This window comes from Anaerotignum faecicola (assembly GCA_024460105.1).
In the GTDB taxonomy this organism is placed as follows: domain Bacteria; phylum Bacillota; class Clostridia; order Lachnospirales; family Anaerotignaceae; genus JANFXS01.
In genome coordinates, this window is the sequence record JANFXS010000003.1 from 368,168 (window position 1) to 384,493 (window position 16,326).

14 protein-coding genes and 1 riboswitch are annotated in these 16,326 nt (G+C 38.6%); of the genes, 2 read left to right on the top strand and 12 right to left on the bottom strand.

The genetic code is table 11. The features are described from left to right. The first annotated feature begins 153 nt into the window (after positions 1-153). Complete coding sequence (gene fba, locus NE664_06665; GenBank protein MCQ4726344.1) at positions 154-1,101, top strand: class II fructose-1,6-bisphosphate aldolase; 948 nt, start codon at positions 154-156, stop codon at positions 1,099-1,101. A 449-nt stretch (positions 1,102-1,550) separates the two neighbouring features. Here fba and NE664_06670 read toward each other — a convergent pair whose 3' ends face one another. The 6 genes from NE664_06670 to NE664_06695 all read right to left on the bottom strand — a co-directional run bounded on the left by NE664_06670 (position 1,551) and on the right by NE664_06695 (position 7,570). Next, a complete protein-coding gene (locus NE664_06670) occupies positions 1,551-1,997 on the bottom strand; it encodes a hypothetical protein (protein MCQ4726345.1) in 447 nt (148 codons plus the stop codon). 2 nt (positions 1,998-1,999) lie between these two features. Continuing rightward, a complete protein-coding gene (locus tag NE664_06675) occupies positions 2,000-2,197 on the bottom strand; it encodes a helix-turn-helix transcriptional regulator (GenBank protein ID MCQ4726346.1) in 198 nt (65 codons plus the stop codon). Between the two features lie 501 nt (positions 2,198-2,698). Then, positions 2,699-4,036: a DNA recombination protein RmuC gene (gene rmuC / locus NE664_06680; GenBank protein ID MCQ4726347.1), complete on the bottom strand. Its 1,338-nt coding sequence runs from the start codon at positions 4,034-4,036 to the stop codon at positions 2,699-2,701. Positions 4,037-4,051: 15 nt separating this feature from the next. After that, entirely contained in the window at positions 4,052-5,236 is a 1,185-nt protein-coding gene (locus NE664_06685; GenBank protein MCQ4726348.1) for an MBL fold metallo-hydrolase, read from the bottom strand. 13 nt (positions 5,237-5,249) lie between these two features. Next, positions 5,250-5,966 carry a 1-acyl-sn-glycerol-3-phosphate acyltransferase gene (locus NE664_06690; GenBank protein MCQ4726349.1) on the bottom strand — a complete coding sequence of 239 codons (717 nt, stop codon included), beginning with the start codon at positions 5,964-5,966 and terminating at the stop codon, positions 5,250-5,252. 200 nt (positions 5,967-6,166) lie between these two features. Then, complete coding sequence (locus NE664_06695; protein MCQ4726350.1) at positions 6,167-7,570, bottom strand: LysM peptidoglycan-binding domain-containing protein; 1,404 nt, start codon at positions 7,568-7,570, stop codon at positions 6,167-6,169. A 413-nt stretch (positions 7,571-7,983) separates the two neighbouring features. Between NE664_06695 and proS the strand changes: the two genes are divergently transcribed. Beyond that, entirely contained in the window at positions 7,984-9,420 is a 1,437-nt protein-coding gene (gene proS / locus NE664_06700) for a proline--tRNA ligase (protein ID MCQ4726351.1), read from the top strand. Between the two features lie 480 nt (positions 9,421-9,900). On the opposite strand, the gene NE664_06705 is transcribed toward proS, so the two are convergent. The 6 genes from NE664_06705 to NE664_06730 all read right to left on the bottom strand — a co-directional run bounded on the left by NE664_06705 (position 9,901) and on the right by NE664_06730 (position 16,083). Beyond that, a complete protein-coding gene (locus NE664_06705; protein ID MCQ4726352.1) occupies positions 9,901-11,097 on the bottom strand; it encodes a peptidoglycan DD-metalloendopeptidase family protein in 1,197 nt (398 codons plus the stop codon). 103 nt (positions 11,098-11,200) lie between these two features. Continuing rightward, on the bottom strand, positions 11,201-11,968 hold the full coding sequence (locus NE664_06710; GenBank protein MCQ4726353.1) for an ABC transporter ATP-binding protein: 768 nt from the start codon (positions 11,966-11,968) through the stop codon (positions 11,201-11,203). Further along, a complete protein-coding gene (locus NE664_06715; GenBank protein MCQ4726354.1) occupies positions 11,965-13,038 on the bottom strand; it encodes an iron ABC transporter permease in 1,074 nt (357 codons plus the stop codon). Before NE664_06715 ends, NE664_06710 begins: the two co-directional genes overlap by 4 nt. A 3-nt stretch (positions 13,039-13,041) precedes the next feature. Next, a complete protein-coding gene (locus NE664_06720; GenBank protein ID MCQ4726355.1) occupies positions 13,042-14,229 on the bottom strand; it encodes an ABC transporter substrate-binding protein in 1,188 nt (395 codons plus the stop codon). Positions 14,230-14,526: 297 nt separating this feature from the next. Further along, a riboswitch (cobalamin riboswitch) is annotated at positions 14,527-14,706 on the bottom strand. A 442-nt stretch (positions 14,707-15,148) separates the two neighbouring features. Next, positions 15,149-15,883 (bottom strand): ABC transporter substrate-binding protein, encoded by a 735-nt coding sequence (locus NE664_06725; protein MCQ4726356.1) that lies wholly within the window; start codon positions 15,881-15,883, stop codon positions 15,149-15,151. 29 nt (positions 15,884-15,912) lie between these two features. Then, a complete protein-coding gene (locus NE664_06730; GenBank protein MCQ4726357.1) occupies positions 15,913-16,083 on the bottom strand; it encodes a DpnD/PcfM family protein in 171 nt (56 codons plus the stop codon). Positions 16,084-16,326 lie beyond the last annotated feature (243 nt).

A 16,326-nucleotide genomic window follows, 5' to 3' on the forward strand; every position in this document is an offset into this window, starting at 1 on the left:
TACCTTTTCTGTAATTTCTTTTATGATTATAACACATAATAAAACAAAATGAAATACTTTAAATAAAATTTATTTGCTTGTATTAAATCTGCAAAAGTATTATAATTTTAATTAAGTATCATTTTTAACCAATATTGAAAGGTGGTAATTAAAATGGCTTTAGTAACAACAAAAAAAATGTTTGAAAAAGCATTTGAAGGCAAATACTCAATCGGCGCTTTCAATATCAACAACATGGAAATTATACAGGCTGTTGTCGAAGCGGCGAAGAAACACAATTCTGCCGTCATACTACAGGTTTCAAAAAGCGCACTCAAATATGCCCACCCTGCTTATTTAAAAGCAATGGTTGAAGCGGCCGTTGCCGAAACAGGGCTTGACATTGCTCTGCACTTAGATCATGGCGCCGATTTTGAAATATGCAAGGAATGTATTGAAGCAGGCTTTACATCAGTAATGTTTGACGGTTCACACTTTGACTATGAAGAGAATGTTGCAAAGACAAAAGAAATAGTAGATTATGCACATTCAAAAGGCGTCGTAGTCGAGGCTGAATTGGGAAAACTCGCCGGCGTTGAAGATGAAGTTAAAGTTTCCGCCGAAGGGGCGACATATACCGATCCGGATCAGGCTGTGGACTTTGTAAAACGCACAGGCGTAGACTCCCTTGCTATCGCAATAGGCACAAGCCATGGCGCGTATAAATTTAAAGGCGAAGCAAAACTTGATTTTGACAGGCTTAAAACGATTACCGAAAAGCTTGAAGCCGCCGGTTTCCATAACTACCCTATCGTTCTTCACGGCGCATCGTCAGTTGACCAAAACGCCGTTGAAACATGTAATAAATACGGCGGTCAAATTAAAGGCGCAAAAGGCATACCGGTTGAAATGCTGAGAAAAGCAAGCGAAATGGCAGTCTGCAAGATAAACATGGATACGGACATCCGCCTTGCCATGACGGCCGCTATTAGGAAATCCCTTTCCGAAAAGCCTGAAGCCTTTGACCCTCGCGGTTATCTTGGCGCCGCAAGGGAAGATATTACCGCTATGGTTGAAAGAAAAATCACAGATGTGCTTGGCTCCACAGATTCAATGAAATAAATCCAAATTTTGATTTTAAAAGCCGGAAAGTATATTCCGGCTTTTTGTTATACAAACTCAATTTTTATTAATAAGATTATAAAATACAATTAGCTTCGGTTTACAATGGCACACATGGTTCTAATCGTCAACAGGCGTTAAATAGCCGGGTTAACTCCGCTCTTGCCGTATGATTAGCTGCGCCTGCGCATCTTCGCCTTGTTTTTACGCCTATACCGCCCGTTAAAACTTTCCAACATCAAAAAGTAAAAATTTTTGCCGTTCAAGGCGCAGGCGCTCCTGCGTCATGCTTTTGCAGCGCCCAAATACGAAATTTTTTTCCCTGTGAAGCGCGTGTTCTCCTGTAAGACGGAGCCAATATTTTATCATAAACAATTCGCTTGCTTTCAATATTATTTTGCATTACAGTTACTCCTTAAAAATCATAAAATTAAAATTCATCATTTTAGTTATTCATCATACCTTTTACTGAGCGTTTCCGCCCTTTTTTTTCTGAAATATATAAATATTCTTTGCGCTATTACAAAAGAAACAATAAAAGAAAGTGCAAATGCAAAAACTTCACCTTTCGGAGGCATTTCCCCCTTTATAAAATCCACAAAGTAAGCTATAAACAAACAGCATATAAGCGCAACTGCCGTAACAGCCGCCTGTTTTTTCCATGTATAATTTTTCGCGCTTTTAACATCGATTCCTTTAATCCCGCAGCTTATTCCATAATAAAAGCAAGAAAACAATACAAGTATTGATTCCGTAATATAATATTTGCTGTCCATTTCAAAAATAAACGCTTTTATAAACATAGAAACAGCTAAAGCCAACGTAATTATAACAAATCCTCCGGATGCAATTTTCAGCCTGATAATCTGTTCCCTTTCATCTAAAACTTTCCTCATTTTTAATCCTCCTCCCAAAAAAGTTCGTCCAATGTTTTATTAAGAGTTTTGCAGATAGCAATGCAAAGGTTAAGCGTCGGGTTATACTTTCCGGCTTCTATCATTCCTATAGTCTGCCGCGTAACGCCGACTGCATCTGCAAGCTGTTCCTGCGATAAATCCATCGCCGCCCTTGCGGCCTTAAGTTTCAGGTTTTTCAAACCATCACCCCCTTCACAGCTATATAGTAACATATAACCCTCTATATGTCAATTATATTTTACTTTTTTATATATATAATTGTCTTAATGCAATATAAATATCATTTTGATGCCTCCGCAAATTTTTATAATGGAACTTAGCTTCAGTTTACAAGGACGCGCATACATTACAAGGAAAATTTAACGCGTTTCAGCGGTGCATACGCTTCTCTTAGAAAACGCTGCGCCTATGCGTATGCGCCTTGAATAGCAAAAATTTTCCATTGTAAGATCTGAGAGTTTTAACCGATTTTTAAACTTCATTATTTGCCTTTACATATAAATACAGCAATCCAACATCCATAAAATATAAAAAGCCCGATCCCCTCCGTATTATTTTATACTTCGGAAATCATGGCTTTATAAATTCAACTGTTTATTTAAACACACGCATATCAATGTATTTAACCAAAAATTATGATATCATTTTAATAAGCAAACATAAACGCATACGCCCTTATACTACTCCTCATCTATTATTGTATCGTCCGTTCCTAAAACGGCTTTAGCTTCAAGCTCTGTAAGGCTTTCAACATTTTTAAGCTTACTCCTTATAAGCCTTGATCTCGTGCCGATAAGTTTATCAAGCTCGTTGTTCGCCTGTTCAATCCTTTTCTGCGTATCAGCCAAAACCTTGTCAAACTTGTCAAACTCTGTTTTAACAGCTCCCAGCACCTTCCAAACTTCCGTGCTCCTTTTTTGAATTGCAAACGTCCTAAATCCCATTTGCAGGCTGTTTAAAAGTGCCGCCATTGTACTCGGGCCCGCTATATTAACCTTATATTCCCTTTGAAGCGTTTCAACCATTCCACGGTTTACAACCTCTGAATAAAGCCCTTCAAAAGGAAGGAACATTATTGCAAATTCCGTTGTATTGGGAGGATCAATATATTTATCCCGTATATCTTTTGCTTCTGATTTTATTGTTGATATTAACTGCTTAGCGCAATTATCGATTTCATCCTTATTGCCGCTTTCGTACGCGTCCCTCAACGCGCCGTATGTATCGCCCGGAAATTTAGAATCTATGGGCAGGAATATTATATTATCATCTTCCGTCGGTATTTTAACGGCAAATTCAACAACATTTTTACTTCCTTTTTTCGTTGCCACATTGACCATATACTGTTCAGGCGATAATATTTCCTCTAATATTGCGCCCAGCTGTATTTCACCTAAAATTCCCCTTGATTTAACATTACTGAGAACTTTTTTTAAATCCCCAACCCCAACGGCAAGCGTCTGCATTTCTCCAAGTCCTTTATAAACTTGTTCCAATCTGTCATTAACAAGTTTAAACGACTGCGTCATTCTCTCCTCAAGCGTATGCTGCAACTTTTCGTCAACAGTAACCCTCATTTGTTCAAGCTTGCTGTTATTATCACGCTGTATAAGCTCAAGCCTTTTCTCAACAGCGCTTCTTATTGCTTCAAGTTTTTGTTCGTTTTCCACGGCAAATGTTTTAAAACGTTCTTCCTGTCTTGAAAGCTGTGCATTGACGGCATTTTGAAACGCTATCTGTTTCTCGCTTATGCTTTTATTCATTGCTTCTATTTTTTCAGTCTGGGCGTCATTTGCTTCTTTTTCCCTAGCGGCTACTGTATCTCCCAACACGCTTATTGAACGATGGGTAGTATCGCTTAACTCTTGTCTTAAGATCCGCTGGCTCTCGCCTATATCCCTTTTTATGCCTTCAAGACGTTCAATCTCACTGTTTCCATTATTCTTTTTAACGGCTGCCAAAACAAGTATTATACATATTATTGCCGCTATCAAAAGACCGATTATTATATAATCCATTTGATCCTCCAATTTTTATTCTACACAGTTTTTATGTCCCCTGAATCCGCTTTCCTCAGCTTCTTCACGGCTTTCAAAATAAACCCTGTTTTCATCGTTGGGCAGTGAACCGCATGATGGCGAATGAAATACTTTGGTATTTTTATTTCCAATATAGCAAGCCCCGCTGACGTTGGTATCCGAACTTTCCTGAGATGAAACTCCGCTGTTTTCCGGAATATCTGCATCACTTTCTGTTCCGCCGCTTTCGGGCGTCGGAGTTTCTGTTTTCTTAATATTTGAAGTTCCATTGTCTTGCCCGCCGTCAACTTCTATAATATCGTTATTTCCGCCATAATCCACTTCAATGGTCTCCCCGTCAGTCCTGACAACAATATCTCCGAGATAATCGTTCCTGTAAACTTTCGCTCCTAAATCGCTCAGCTTTTCCAGCGTTTCGTCATTCGGAAGCCCGTAATCGTTTCCTTCCCCAACCTGTATAACGGCCACTTCAGGACTTACGGCTCTCAAAAATTCTTCGCTTGAAGAAGTACGCGAACCATGGTGGGCAACTTTAAGCACATCGGAATTTAAATCATATCCGCCACTTAAAATATCGCTTTCGCGTTCCTGTTCAATGTCCCCGGTAAAAAGGAAACTTCTGCTGCCGTAATCCATTTTGCATACCAACGAAATATTATTCGGATCACCGTTATAATCGCTCTTTGGCGGTATAACAAGAAACTGCGCGCTTCCCAAAGTAAAACTGTAATCGTCCGTCGGGCGTATTTCTTCAACTTCATTTTCCTCTATGGCATACAGCATATTTGTATATACCATAGAATCAAAATCGCCCTCCGGCAAAAGAATTTTGTCAACATCAAAGTTTGCCAGTATATTTCTCATAGAACCTATATGATCTTCATGATGATGAGTCCCTATAGCGACATCAATATGGCTTACGCCTTGATTTTTTAAATATTCTGTTATATATTCGTTATCGCCCCTGTTGCCTGAATCTATAAGCACGTTATAACCGTCGGGAAGTTTTATAAGCGAACAGTCCGCCTGTCCAACGTCTATATAATGAACTTCAAGAGTGCCGTTTGCAGGTATTGCCGTACTTTGAACATTTTCATCAGAAGCGTTAACCGAACATGACGTAATCAAAAAAGATATTAAAAAAACAATAAAAACTTTAAATTTATTTAAAAAATTCATTTTGCTATTCCTTTCATTTCATCGGTCCTTCAATTATTTCCTGCACAGTTGAATGAAGTTTTGATAATTCCTCTTTTCCTAATGAGGCCACGTCTATTTTTTTGTGCACATATAAATGTACGTCCGCCGGAGCAATTATATAATTATTGTTTTCAAGCACATCCGCCGCTCCGATAATAGTAAGAGGTATTATAGGAACTTTGGACTTTGTGGCAAGTTTAAAACTTCCCGCCTTAAATTCCTGTATTTTCCCGTCCCTGCTTCTTGTCCCTTCCGGAAAAATTATTAGGGAATGTCCGCTTTTTAAAAGTTCAATGCCTTCAAGTATAATTTTGAGCTGCTGTTTCATATCGCTTCTATCCATAAAAAGGCAGTGTATGCTGTCCATCCAGCCTTTAATAATCGGCAATTTTTTCAGTTCAATTTTTGCAATAAACCCAACGGGAATTTCTATTTCATCCAAAAGCATTGCAAAATCAAAATTGCTTTGATGATTGCTTACAAACAGATAGTTTCCGTCTTTCGGAAGATTTTCGGGATTATGGACAATTACGTTTGCCCCTGTGTCCCTTACCCTTCCCCCTGCCCACCAGTGTACAACCTTATAAATATATTCATCCGCCGCTTTCCTGCCCTTTGCCCTCAATATCAACTTAGCTTTGAATCTAAGCGGTACTAAAGCAATTACGGCCCCAAGGGCTTTTATATAAAACTTAATTGTCCTAAACATTTCCAACCTCCGATTATAAATTTAAATTTTCATATTTTATATTATACATCACAAAACCAATATCTGCAAAACTATTTATATAAAAACGGATATATCGCACCGCCGCTTTAAATATATTTCGATTTATAAAAACATGGCTCCTTAAATAAAAAAGCACGGGCCTTATCAGACCCATGCTTTAAAATCAAATTTAATTAAAATTATTTAGACTGCTCAAACAACCAATTTCTCATATCTTCGTCAGCGTAGGCAGGAACCCATGAGAAATGCGCTGAAGGTGTGAACACTGAACCTTCCGGATAAATTGTCGATTTATATTCAACCTTTGCAGCATCAAGCGCTTCAAGTGTAGGATATAAAAATTCATCAGGAGCTACAGTCGGATCATCTGCCGCATGGAATATCCACATAGGAATTCCTTTAAGCGCTGAAACTTTTTCAGGATCTGCGCCTCCGCAAACAGGAACTAATGCCGCAAATGTATCAGGGTGCGCAATAGCTATCGCATATGTAGCAAAACCGCCTGCCGACAATCCCGTCATATAAATCCTGTCTTTATCAACAGAGTATTCTTCCATTGTTTTTTCAAGGAGATTATAAGCGGCAACACTGTAATCAGTCATCTGGAAAGCGTTTTCAGCTTCTCCTGATCTGTATGTCATTAAAGTCGTCCAGTTATCGCTGTCGTCCTTGCTTGCACACTGAGGCGCAAGAACAATACATTCGTTTATTCCGGCTTCGCTGTCCTTAGCCCAAACAGTAGCCATCTGATATCTCTTTAACACCATGTCAAGCGACTGTGAACGCTGTCCTGAACCATGAAGGGCAAATACAACAGGATATTTCTTAGAAGCGTCATAATTTGAAGGAACATAGATTTCATAAGGCATAGTTACGCCTGTTTCTTCGTCAACATATTCTTTCTCTTCAAAAAGCGCATATGCGTCGTTGTCTTCGGCTCTTACGACATTAACCGTGTATGTATTTGAAACATCGCCGTTTGCAACGGTTATTTCAATTTCCTGCTTAACTTCCGCGTCATAGTCCTCATATCCGTCAGGAAGCTTAACAATAACGTCCGAACCGCTTTCAACTTCTTCACCGTCAACAGTCACTACCGAACCTTCAGGCGCGGAAGGCGTAACCTTCACTCCGTAAATGTCGCTTTGAACATTAAATGTATATTCATTAACAAGAGATTCGAATTTCGGAGATATGCTGTTGCCGGTTAATGTTATATCATTAACTTCAAGTCCTGTAAGGATGGCTTCCGTTTCTTTTGCTTCTTCCGTTTCCTTAGTTTCCTCGGCAGGTTTTTCTTCTTTTACAGGCTCAGCCGGTTTGATCGTTTCAGCCGGTACTGTTTCTTCAGCTGGTTTTTCCAAATCCGGCACTTTTAATACCTGATCAGGGTAGATAAGATTTGGGTTAACCAATCCGTTCATTTCTGCAAGAACTCTCCATGTTGTATTAAAAGCAGGAGCTATTTTGGATAAGTTATCCCCTTTTTTAACAACATATTCCCCTGCCATTGCAAGCGGAGCGCAACCGAGAGCCATAACAGCCGTTAAGCCTAAAGCGGCCGCCCTTTTCGATAATTTCATAAAAATTCCTCCCTACTAAATTTATTTTGTTTTACAAATACTGCATATATTAAAGTTATCATAAAATAAAAATATAGTCAAACATTTTATTCAACATTGCCCACTATACGATTATATCGTTCGCTGTAATTCCAAAAAATACGAAAAACAGCACATATCCTCACCATATAATAGTTAAATACTTATTATATTTTAACATCGCCAAAAATCGCCGATTAGCAATTTTATATAATCAAGAAGCTCTTAAGACAATAAATACGAAAGAAAAAACATCATAATTTACTAAAAACTATTTCATTATAATCCTTAAAATCAATTATTACTTTTTTTTATGTAAATTCCCTTGTTAAAAAATTAAAAATATTATAGAATGGTAAAATATGATAATATAAGAATTGAAAGGAGCAACAAAAATGGCTAATGATAAAAAACTTGTGGCTGCCATTACAGATATGGAACAAGACTTCCCACAATGGTATACAGACGTCGTTAAAAAAGCCGACCTTGTTGATTATTCAAGCGTCAAAGGCTGCATGATAATACGTCCATACGGATATGCAATTTGGGAACTTATGCAGAAGGAGCTTGACTCCCGCTTTAAAAAAACCGGCCATGAAAACGTTTATATGCCTATGTTCATACCGGAAAGCCTGCTTCAAAAAGAAAAGGATCATGTGGAAGGATTTGCGCCTGAAGTCGCATGGGTTACCCACGGAGGCGATAACGAGCTTCAGGAACGGCTCTGCGTCCGCCCTACATCCGAAACGCTTTTCTGCGACCATTACAAAAACATAATACACTCATATAGGGATCTTCCAAAGCTTTATAACCAATGGTGTTCCGTAGTTCGGTGGGAAAAAACTACAAGGCCGTTTTTGAGAACAACTGAATTCCTTTGGCAGGAGGGCCATACAGCCCATGCGACCGCCGAAGAAAGCGAAGAAGAAACAATAAAAATGCTTAACGTTTATGCGGATTTTTGCGCCCAAACACTCGCAATCCCCGTAATAAAAGGCGAAAAAACTGCAAAGGAACGCTTTGCAGGCGCTAAATCAACATACACAATAGAAAGCCTTATGCATGACGGAAAGGCTCTTCAAAGCGGCACATCGCATAATTTCGGCGATGGGTTTGCACATGCGTTTGAAATTCAATACACAGATCAAAATAACGAATTAAAGTATGTCCATCAAACGTCATGGGGCGTTTCAACACGCCTTATGGGCGCAATTATAATGGTTCACGGCGACAACAGCGGGCTTGTGCTTCCTCCTGCAATCGCCCCGATACAAGTTATAATCGTTCCTATCGCTATGCACAAAGACGGCGTTAAAGAAAAAGCCTTTGAAATTAACGAAAAATTATCAAAATCAGTCAGGGTTAAATCGGATTTAACAGATAAATCTCCAGGATGGAAATTCAGCGAATATGAGATGAAAGGCGTTCCTGTCCGCCTAGAAATAGGCCCTAAAGATATCGAAAAAAATCAGGCCGTTCTTGTGCGCCGTGATACAGGCGAAAAGATAACCGTATCCCTCGAAAATATAGAAAAAGAAATTTTGGCGCTTCTTGACGAAATACAAAAAAACCTCTACGAAAAAGCAAAACAAAACAGGGACTCAAAGACATATACAGCCAAAAATATGGAAGAATTTGAAAAAATCCTTAATGAAACGCCAGGGTTCATTAAAGCCATGTGGTGCGGCGACCGCGCATGTGAAGACGCTATAAAAGAAAAAACGGGAGCTACAAGCAGATGTATACCGTTTGAACAGGAAAAATTAGACGACGTATGTGTTTGCTGCGGCAAAAAAGCCAAACATATGCTCTACTGGGGACGCGCTTATTAAACTTTAAAAACTATGCATAAGCACAGAGTTTATTCATAAACACCCTAAAAATATAAAAACCGAACCGAATTATATCTCTCGGTTCGGTTTATTATATTTTTTTAAACGATTTTGTAATTCTTACTTAGAGCCGATATACTCTTTATTTCCGTTAACTGCTTATAAAACTTTCGCAATTTAGCGTATTAACATGCTGAAATTAAAGTTAAATCCTGTAAGCCCAAATCATCTTTCCATTTCCTGCGCACGCCATATAAACGTATAAATTTATAATTCTTATAAACTTTATCGCTCGTTATATAATTTGGGTTTCCTTTCTTCTTCATACCGTTTAAGACAATACATTTAAATATTTTAACTATCATAAACCTTTACCGGACAAAATATGTTTTTAACTTCCGCTATTAAATATTATCGGATGATATAACAAAAAGGAACGGTATTATAAACAAATCCCGTTCCTTTTTAACTTATTAACTTTTACCTTGATATATTTCCTACGCCAAGATACGGTTCAGGGCTTACATATTTTCCGTTAAGCCTAACTTCAAAATGGCAGTGATTTCCCGTTGAATTTCCCGTGCTTCCACACTTAGCTATAACCTGCCCTCTTGAAACTGTAGAGCCTTTCGGCACAACAAGACTCGAGTTGTGCCCGTAAAGCGTAACCAGGCCTCCGCCGTGATTAATCATAATTGTATTTCCATATCCGTTCATCCACCCTGAATAAATAACTGTACCGGCTTCAGCTGCAACAATATTAGCTCCGTAACTCGCCGGAATGTCATAACCTGTATGGAATTCCGTTCCGCTTCCAATCGGTCTGTTCCTGCTTACAAAGCCGCTGCTCAAGCTTGACGATGACGCCGCTCTTGAAGGAACCGGCCAGTTAAGCGTACCTCCCGTATATACATATCCCGAATCGGATCCCTGCTCTGCCAGAGCCTGGTTAATAAGGGCTTCAACTTCCCTGCTTGCTTTTTCATTGCTCTCAATAAGCTGATTATACTTTTCTTCATCCTGCTCATATGAAAGCATTATAGCCTTCTTTTCATCAAGAGCGCTGGAAACAGCGTCATTCTTTTCTTTTTGTTCAATAAGCAGTTTTTCAGCCTCCGCCTGTTCAAGTTCGATGTCCTTTGTTTTCTTTTCTATAAGCTCCTTATTTGCTTTGAGGTTTTCAAGTATTTCATTATCGTAATTTATAATATCCTGTATGTACTGCATCCTTGTCAGCACGTCAGTCATGCTGTCGGATTCCAAAACAACCTCAAGATAACCGACGCTTCCGTTTTCATGCATAAACTTTATCCTTTTGCCAAACATATCCATTTGGTTATCCTGATCGATTACAGCCTGTTCAAGCTGCGCCTTTGACTCGTCAAGTCTTGCGGTTACCTCATTTAAATCGCTCTGAGCCTTGTCAAGTTCCTCCTGGGCCGCTTGAAGCACCTTGTCCAGCGCGTCAAGTTCTTCCTGAACAGAAGCTTTTTTATTTTTAAGTGATTCCAATTCTTTCTTTGCGTTTTCGCTTGCATTTGCAAGTTCTTTCCTCTCGCTCTGCAACTGGGAAAGCGTTTTTGCCGCGCTTGCAACCGTAGGCGTCTGGGTAAAAACCAAAGCAAACATCGAAACTGTTAAAACAGCTGCTTTTTTTAAATTTAATTTAGCTCTCATAGAAATCCTCTCTCCGTAATAATAATCAATAACTAGGATAGCACGTTTCTATTAAAAACTCCAGAAAATTTACAAAATATTCACAATTATAAACATAAAATAACTATTGCCGTTTAATCCTTACATTAATGCAACCGTCTTTTTCACAAACTTCACTTTGAACGCCGTATACATGACAAATATTTTCTTCCGTTATAACATCCCGCGGCTTTCCTTCTGCAAAAACTTCGCTGTCTTTCATCATAATAATTTTGTCCGAAAACATGGCGGATAAATTTAAATCGTGTATCGTGAGCACAGCCCCCATGTTATTACTTCTTACGATATCGCAAATACTTTCAAGCACAAAAAGCTGATTCTTAAGATCAAGACTGCTTGTGGGCTCGTCAAGGAGCAGAAACGAAGGTTCCTGCGCAAGAGCGCGGGCAATATAAACCCTCTGTCTTTCTCCTCCGCTTATTTCATTTATATACTTAAACGCAAATTTTTCAAGCCCCATCTTTTTTATAATTTCAAAAACGACATCTTTGTCATGGCTGCTGATTTTTCCGAATATATAAGGAGTACGTCCAAGCATTATTACATCTATAACTTTCATAAGGAAGATATTATTAACATACTGAGGCACATACGCTATAGCCTTTGCCCTTCTGTTCAACGGCATTTTCCGTATGCTTTCGCCATTTAACAAAACTTCCCCTTCAAAGGGAACAAGAATATTGTTTATACATTTCAGAAGCGTTGTTTTTCCTGTGCCGTTTGGTCCCAGTATACTTAAAATCCGGCCCTTTTCCGCTGTAAAAGATACATTTTTAAGTATATCCCTTTCCGCCGTGTATCTGAAGCCGATATTTTTAATTTCAATGCTCATATGCCGCGCCCCTTCCTGCCCTTCAGTATAAGGTTTATAAAAAGCGGTACGCCCAAGAATGAAATTACAATCCCAACGGGTATACTTACAGGTGAAAGTATAGTTTTTCCGACAATATCGGAAACCAAGAGCAAAAACGCTCCTATTACCGCCGAAAACGGTATTAAAAATTTATGATTGTTTCCTACGGTCATTCTTGCTATATGCGGCGAAACAAGTCCGACAAAGCCTATAACTCCACAAAAACTGATTATGGCTGAAGTCATTGCAACCGAAAGCGCCCCCATAAGCGCCCTCACAAACTTTGGACTAACGCCTAGGCTTTTCGAAAACTCGTCATCCCCTGAGGCCATAACATTCAATGCAAGGTAATATTTATAAACTACTGCCGTACATATGGATACAAATAATATAACAACTGTTGTTTCATCCCATGTAACGCCGTTAAAAGTTCCGAACGTCCATTGCACAACCGCCGAAAGCTTATGTTCCTGTGCAAAAAATTCCACTGTCGAAGTCATTGCATTAAAAAAATAATTTAAGGCGATACCGGCAAGCGCTATGGTTTCCGCTCCCATGCCGGCTTTTACAGAAACGCCGTAAACAAGCAGCGCACATATAGACGAAGAAACAAATGCGCAGAATATTATTCCTGCCTCACTGCCAAAAAAAATGCCGCCTCCGAACACTATGCACAGCGACGCGCCAAATGCCGCCGCTGAAGATATACCTATAGTAAACGGGCTTACCAATGGATTATTTGTTACGGACTGCATTGCCGCCCCGGAAACAGAAAGCCCTATTCCGGCAAACACAGCCATAATAATTCTCGGAAGGCGCATATAGACTATAATTTTATACGAAGCCGCATATGGCGAACCTTCAATCTCTCCGGTTATCCATGCCCATACGGCTTTTAGAACAAGGCTTACGCTTGTATCGGCAACGCCTAAAGCCATAAATAAAAATCCAAGAGCAAAAACCGTTACTATGCTTACAAAAAGTATAATATATTTAATACTGTCCGACTTTTCATATTTTCTTCTTATACCTTCACTGTCATTTTTCATAACTCAGTCCTCAAAAGTGTACGCCGGGTATGTATGGCCTTCAATATAGTCAAGTTTCTGGTATTTAGTAATCCAGTCATAAAAAACCTGTTCGGGGTGCAGTTCGGGAAGAAGTTCAGGATAAAGGAATTTTGCTATATACATAGTTCCCACAAGTTTCGACGCGCCTCCGTGAACATAATGCGAAAGCAGCAAAACCCTGTTGTTTTCCGTAACTTCAGGAAAACCGTTGTCAAGTGCATTTTCATATTCAACTAAGCTGTTATCCTTAATTGCCGATATTTCATCCCAGCCGGGCCTTGAAGCAAGTTCGTCAAGTATAGCTTTATGTTCTTCAAGCGTAGGCGGATAGTATGACGAATAAACATCGGGGGCCGAAACTTTTACTATATACTGTGGATCCTCAACCACAACGGCCTCTGTATCAACCTGAACATTCTCGGCAGTTTTAAAAATATTATCGGCGCCGGAAAACTCAACCATATTGAAAAAGAAATCCCCCGGAACGGTTGTATTGCCTTCCGTCCTGTATTCAAAATACACCGTCTTTTTCTCGACGCCCTCAAGCTGTTTATTTATGTAATCAAGCTTGTCCATAAAATAATCGCTCAGTTCTTCCGCTTCGCTTTCTTTTCCAAAGATTTTTCCCAACAACTCGCAGTTTTGTTCAAATTGATCAGTGTAATAAGCATCCACAACCACAACTTTAATTCCAAAACTTTCAAGCTGTTTTTCCGCTTCTTCATAAACGCCGTTTCCTGTCAGTATCAGCACCTGTGGGTTAATTTCAATTATTTTCTCATAATTAAGTTCTTTTTGACTTTTGCCTATAACCATATCTTCGGTAAAACGGTTTTTAAAGCCCTCCTTGTCCTGAAAAATATTATAATCAACGCCGACAACGCTGTCTATGGCGTCTATGGCATTAATAATTTCTACGTTATAAGCATTTGCCACTGCCGCAGAAGTCACAGGGTATGGTATTTCAATTTCACGGCCTATACTGTCAGTTATAACCCGCGTGTTTCCTTCAATTTGCGTATCGTTTTCTTCCACATTTTCATCAATCCGGCTTTCTTCACCTGCTCCGCCATTTTCCTCATTGCCCGACGTGCAGCCCGATAATACCGATAACGCCGTCAAAAGTAAAACTAAAATTGCCGCTGCCTTTTTCAATAAATTGCCTTTCATAAATTCTCCTCCTTTTTTCAGATGCAGGCTATATATTAAGTTTACATAGATATTCGCGGCAAGGAATGATATGGTAAAAACTAACGGCGCATTTTTTATCGTATACACCGCGCCGTAATTAAGAACCTTGTATATTCCCGTTACCGAAAGTTACAAATCTGATTTAATATGCCGCGTACATTAACGTCCGTTTCAAAAATCCGAATGAAACTCCCGAAATATTTGTAAACCAAATTTAAAGCCCGCAAAACAGAAAACAGGCATAAAAAAAATACCTATCTCCGTCCCCAAGATTTGCTTGCATTTTACATTTCAGGCAGGTCTCCTGGCTTCTTTTCATACTCCCCACGCCTTCCCGCTTTAATGCAGTGGCATTTGTGGCTCGTCAAAGTTACAGTAGTGGGCGCTGCTTTGGATTTTCACCAAATTCCCTATTCTCCCTGCGTTAAACAAGGCACCTGAAACATTAAATATGATAATTTTACATCAATAGGAAAAAACTGTCAACAACATTTTAATTTATCGTATAAAAACTCAAAATACAAAATATTGCTTGAAAATAAAAACAGCTTAATTCCTAAACTCCCATAAAAATATCGAAAATTAAAGCGTTTTCATCCTTAAAATATTATTTAACAGATTTCTTATGACAGTCTAAAAAAGAAAAATTCTATTGACAAACTCTTATGATATAATTTGCTTTCATTTTCTGATAATTTTGAATAATTAAAAATCACTTCTATCTCAAAAGCCGTCAATATTTATTTTTACAAAAGAAAAAGGCGGGATTTAACCCGCCGTATAATAACTTTAAATTTAAAATTCCTAAGCAAAAAACTTTTATGTGCCGATGAATAATGATGTGGCTCTAAGGCTTTTCCATAAAACGAAAACTATAACGCCGAAATTTTAAATTTTATTATTTAACCGTTTTAACAGCTTCTTCGGCAAACTCAGTATTAATAAATTTATCGAAATCAACTCTTCCGCTGAGTTCTCCGCCTTCTTCCATTATATCCTGTATAAGTTCAAATCCGTCACGGCTGAATACAGGATCTGCGGTCCATGTGTCCTGTGATTTATATCGTTCAATAATTTTTGTGAGGGAATCTATATTGCTGTCCTCGAAATAAGGCAGGCAGACCTCGGCAATTTCCGCCGCCGTATGTTCGTTAACCCATTTCTGCCCTTTATAAATTGCATTTGTAAATTTTTGAACTGTTTCACTGTTTTCTTCCATATATTCCTGAGTCGCCATATAAACGGTATAAGGCACATAACCGCTGGCTTCTCCAAGGCTTGCAACAATATACCCGTTTCCCTGCTCCTCCAGAGTTGTTGCAACAGGTTCAAATTCAACTGTATAATCGCCTACGTCGGCAACAAAAGCGCCGCTTGTCGAAGTAAATGAAATGTTATTTATTACCTCAACGTCTTCCCCTATGACAAGCCCGTTTTCCTTAATTATATATTCAAGCACAAGTTCCGGCATGCCTCCGAGCCTTCCCCCTATAACCGATTTGCCTTTTAAATCGCTCCATTCAAAATCAGGTTCGTCTGTTCTTGAAACAAGGAAATTTCCCGCACGCTGGGTCAGCTGTCTTAACTGCTTAAAACGGATAAAATAAATCGCCGCATGCCTTTTTAAATCCATAAACATAGATACCTTCCGTAATTCAAATGCTATTCGGTAACCACCTGTATGTTTTTGCCAGTAAAATTTTTATAATCGAGTATAATCTCTTCATTATCATATTTTTCTTCAGCTAATCTCACTGCTTCTTCCTCATTCTCCGCACATACCTTAATTCTTTTAGATAAAACTTCACTGATTTCAATCGTATACTCATTCATTAAATTTCAGCCTTTCGTTATTTAGATTCATGGTATTAAATTTACACTGTTTTAATATTATAACATTTATTTTATAGAAATATTTACATAATCATGAACATTTTTATTGTAATATCTTTTATCAAACGATATAAATATACACATAATTTTTGGGGTTGGGTTCCGGTGTCTTTATATAGACGTCAATCTGTGTAAAGATCATATTTTCACATCTTGCAACTTAAATCTTTAAAAATTTACAAC

What these genes read in the sequence shown, in the direction of transcription:
- NE664_06685 (MCQ4726348.1), bottom strand. Translation starts at nt 5,236, where the DNA reads ATGAATTTTTTAAATAAATTTAAAGTTTTTATTGTTTTTTTAATATCT.
- NE664_06715 (MCQ4726354.1), bottom strand. Translation starts at nt 13,038, where the DNA reads ATGAAAAATGACAGTGAAGGTATAAGAAGAAAATATGAAAAGTCGGAC.
- NE664_06670 (MCQ4726345.1), bottom strand. Translation starts at nt 1,997, where the DNA reads ATGAGGAAAGTTTTAGATGAAAGGGAACAGATTATCAGGCTGAAAATT.
- NE664_06730 (MCQ4726357.1), bottom strand. Translation starts at nt 16,083, where the DNA reads ATGAATGAGTATACGATTGAAATCAGTGAAGTTTTATCTAAAAGAATT.
- NE664_06690 (MCQ4726349.1), bottom strand. Translation starts at nt 5,966, where the DNA reads ATGTTTAGGACAATTAAGTTTTATATAAAAGCCCTTGGGGCCGTAATT.
- proS (MCQ4726351.1), top strand. Translation starts at nt 7,984, where the DNA reads ATGGCTAATGATAAAAAACTTGTGGCTGCCATTACAGATATGGAACAA.
- NE664_06725 (MCQ4726356.1), bottom strand. Translation starts at nt 15,883, where the DNA reads ATGGATTTAAAAAGGCATGCGGCGATTTATTTTATCCGTTTTAAGCAG.
- NE664_06710 (MCQ4726353.1), bottom strand. Translation starts at nt 11,968, where the DNA reads ATGAGCATTGAAATTAAAAATATCGGCTTCAGATACACGGCGGAAAGG.
- NE664_06720 (MCQ4726355.1), bottom strand. Translation starts at nt 14,229, where the DNA reads ATGAAAGGCAATTTATTGAAAAAGGCAGCGGCAATTTTAGTTTTACTT.
- rmuC (MCQ4726347.1), bottom strand. Translation starts at nt 4,036, where the DNA reads ATGGATTATATAATAATCGGTCTTTTGATAGCGGCAATAATATGTATA.
- fba (MCQ4726344.1), top strand. Translation starts at nt 154, where the DNA reads ATGGCTTTAGTAACAACAAAAAAAATGTTTGAAAAAGCATTTGAAGGC.
- NE664_06705 (MCQ4726352.1), bottom strand. Translation starts at nt 11,097, where the DNA reads ATGAGAGCTAAATTAAATTTAAAAAAAGCAGCTGTTTTAACAGTTTCG.
- NE664_06695 (MCQ4726350.1), bottom strand. Translation starts at nt 7,570, where the DNA reads ATGAAATTATCGAAAAGGGCGGCCGCTTTAGGCTTAACGGCTGTTATG.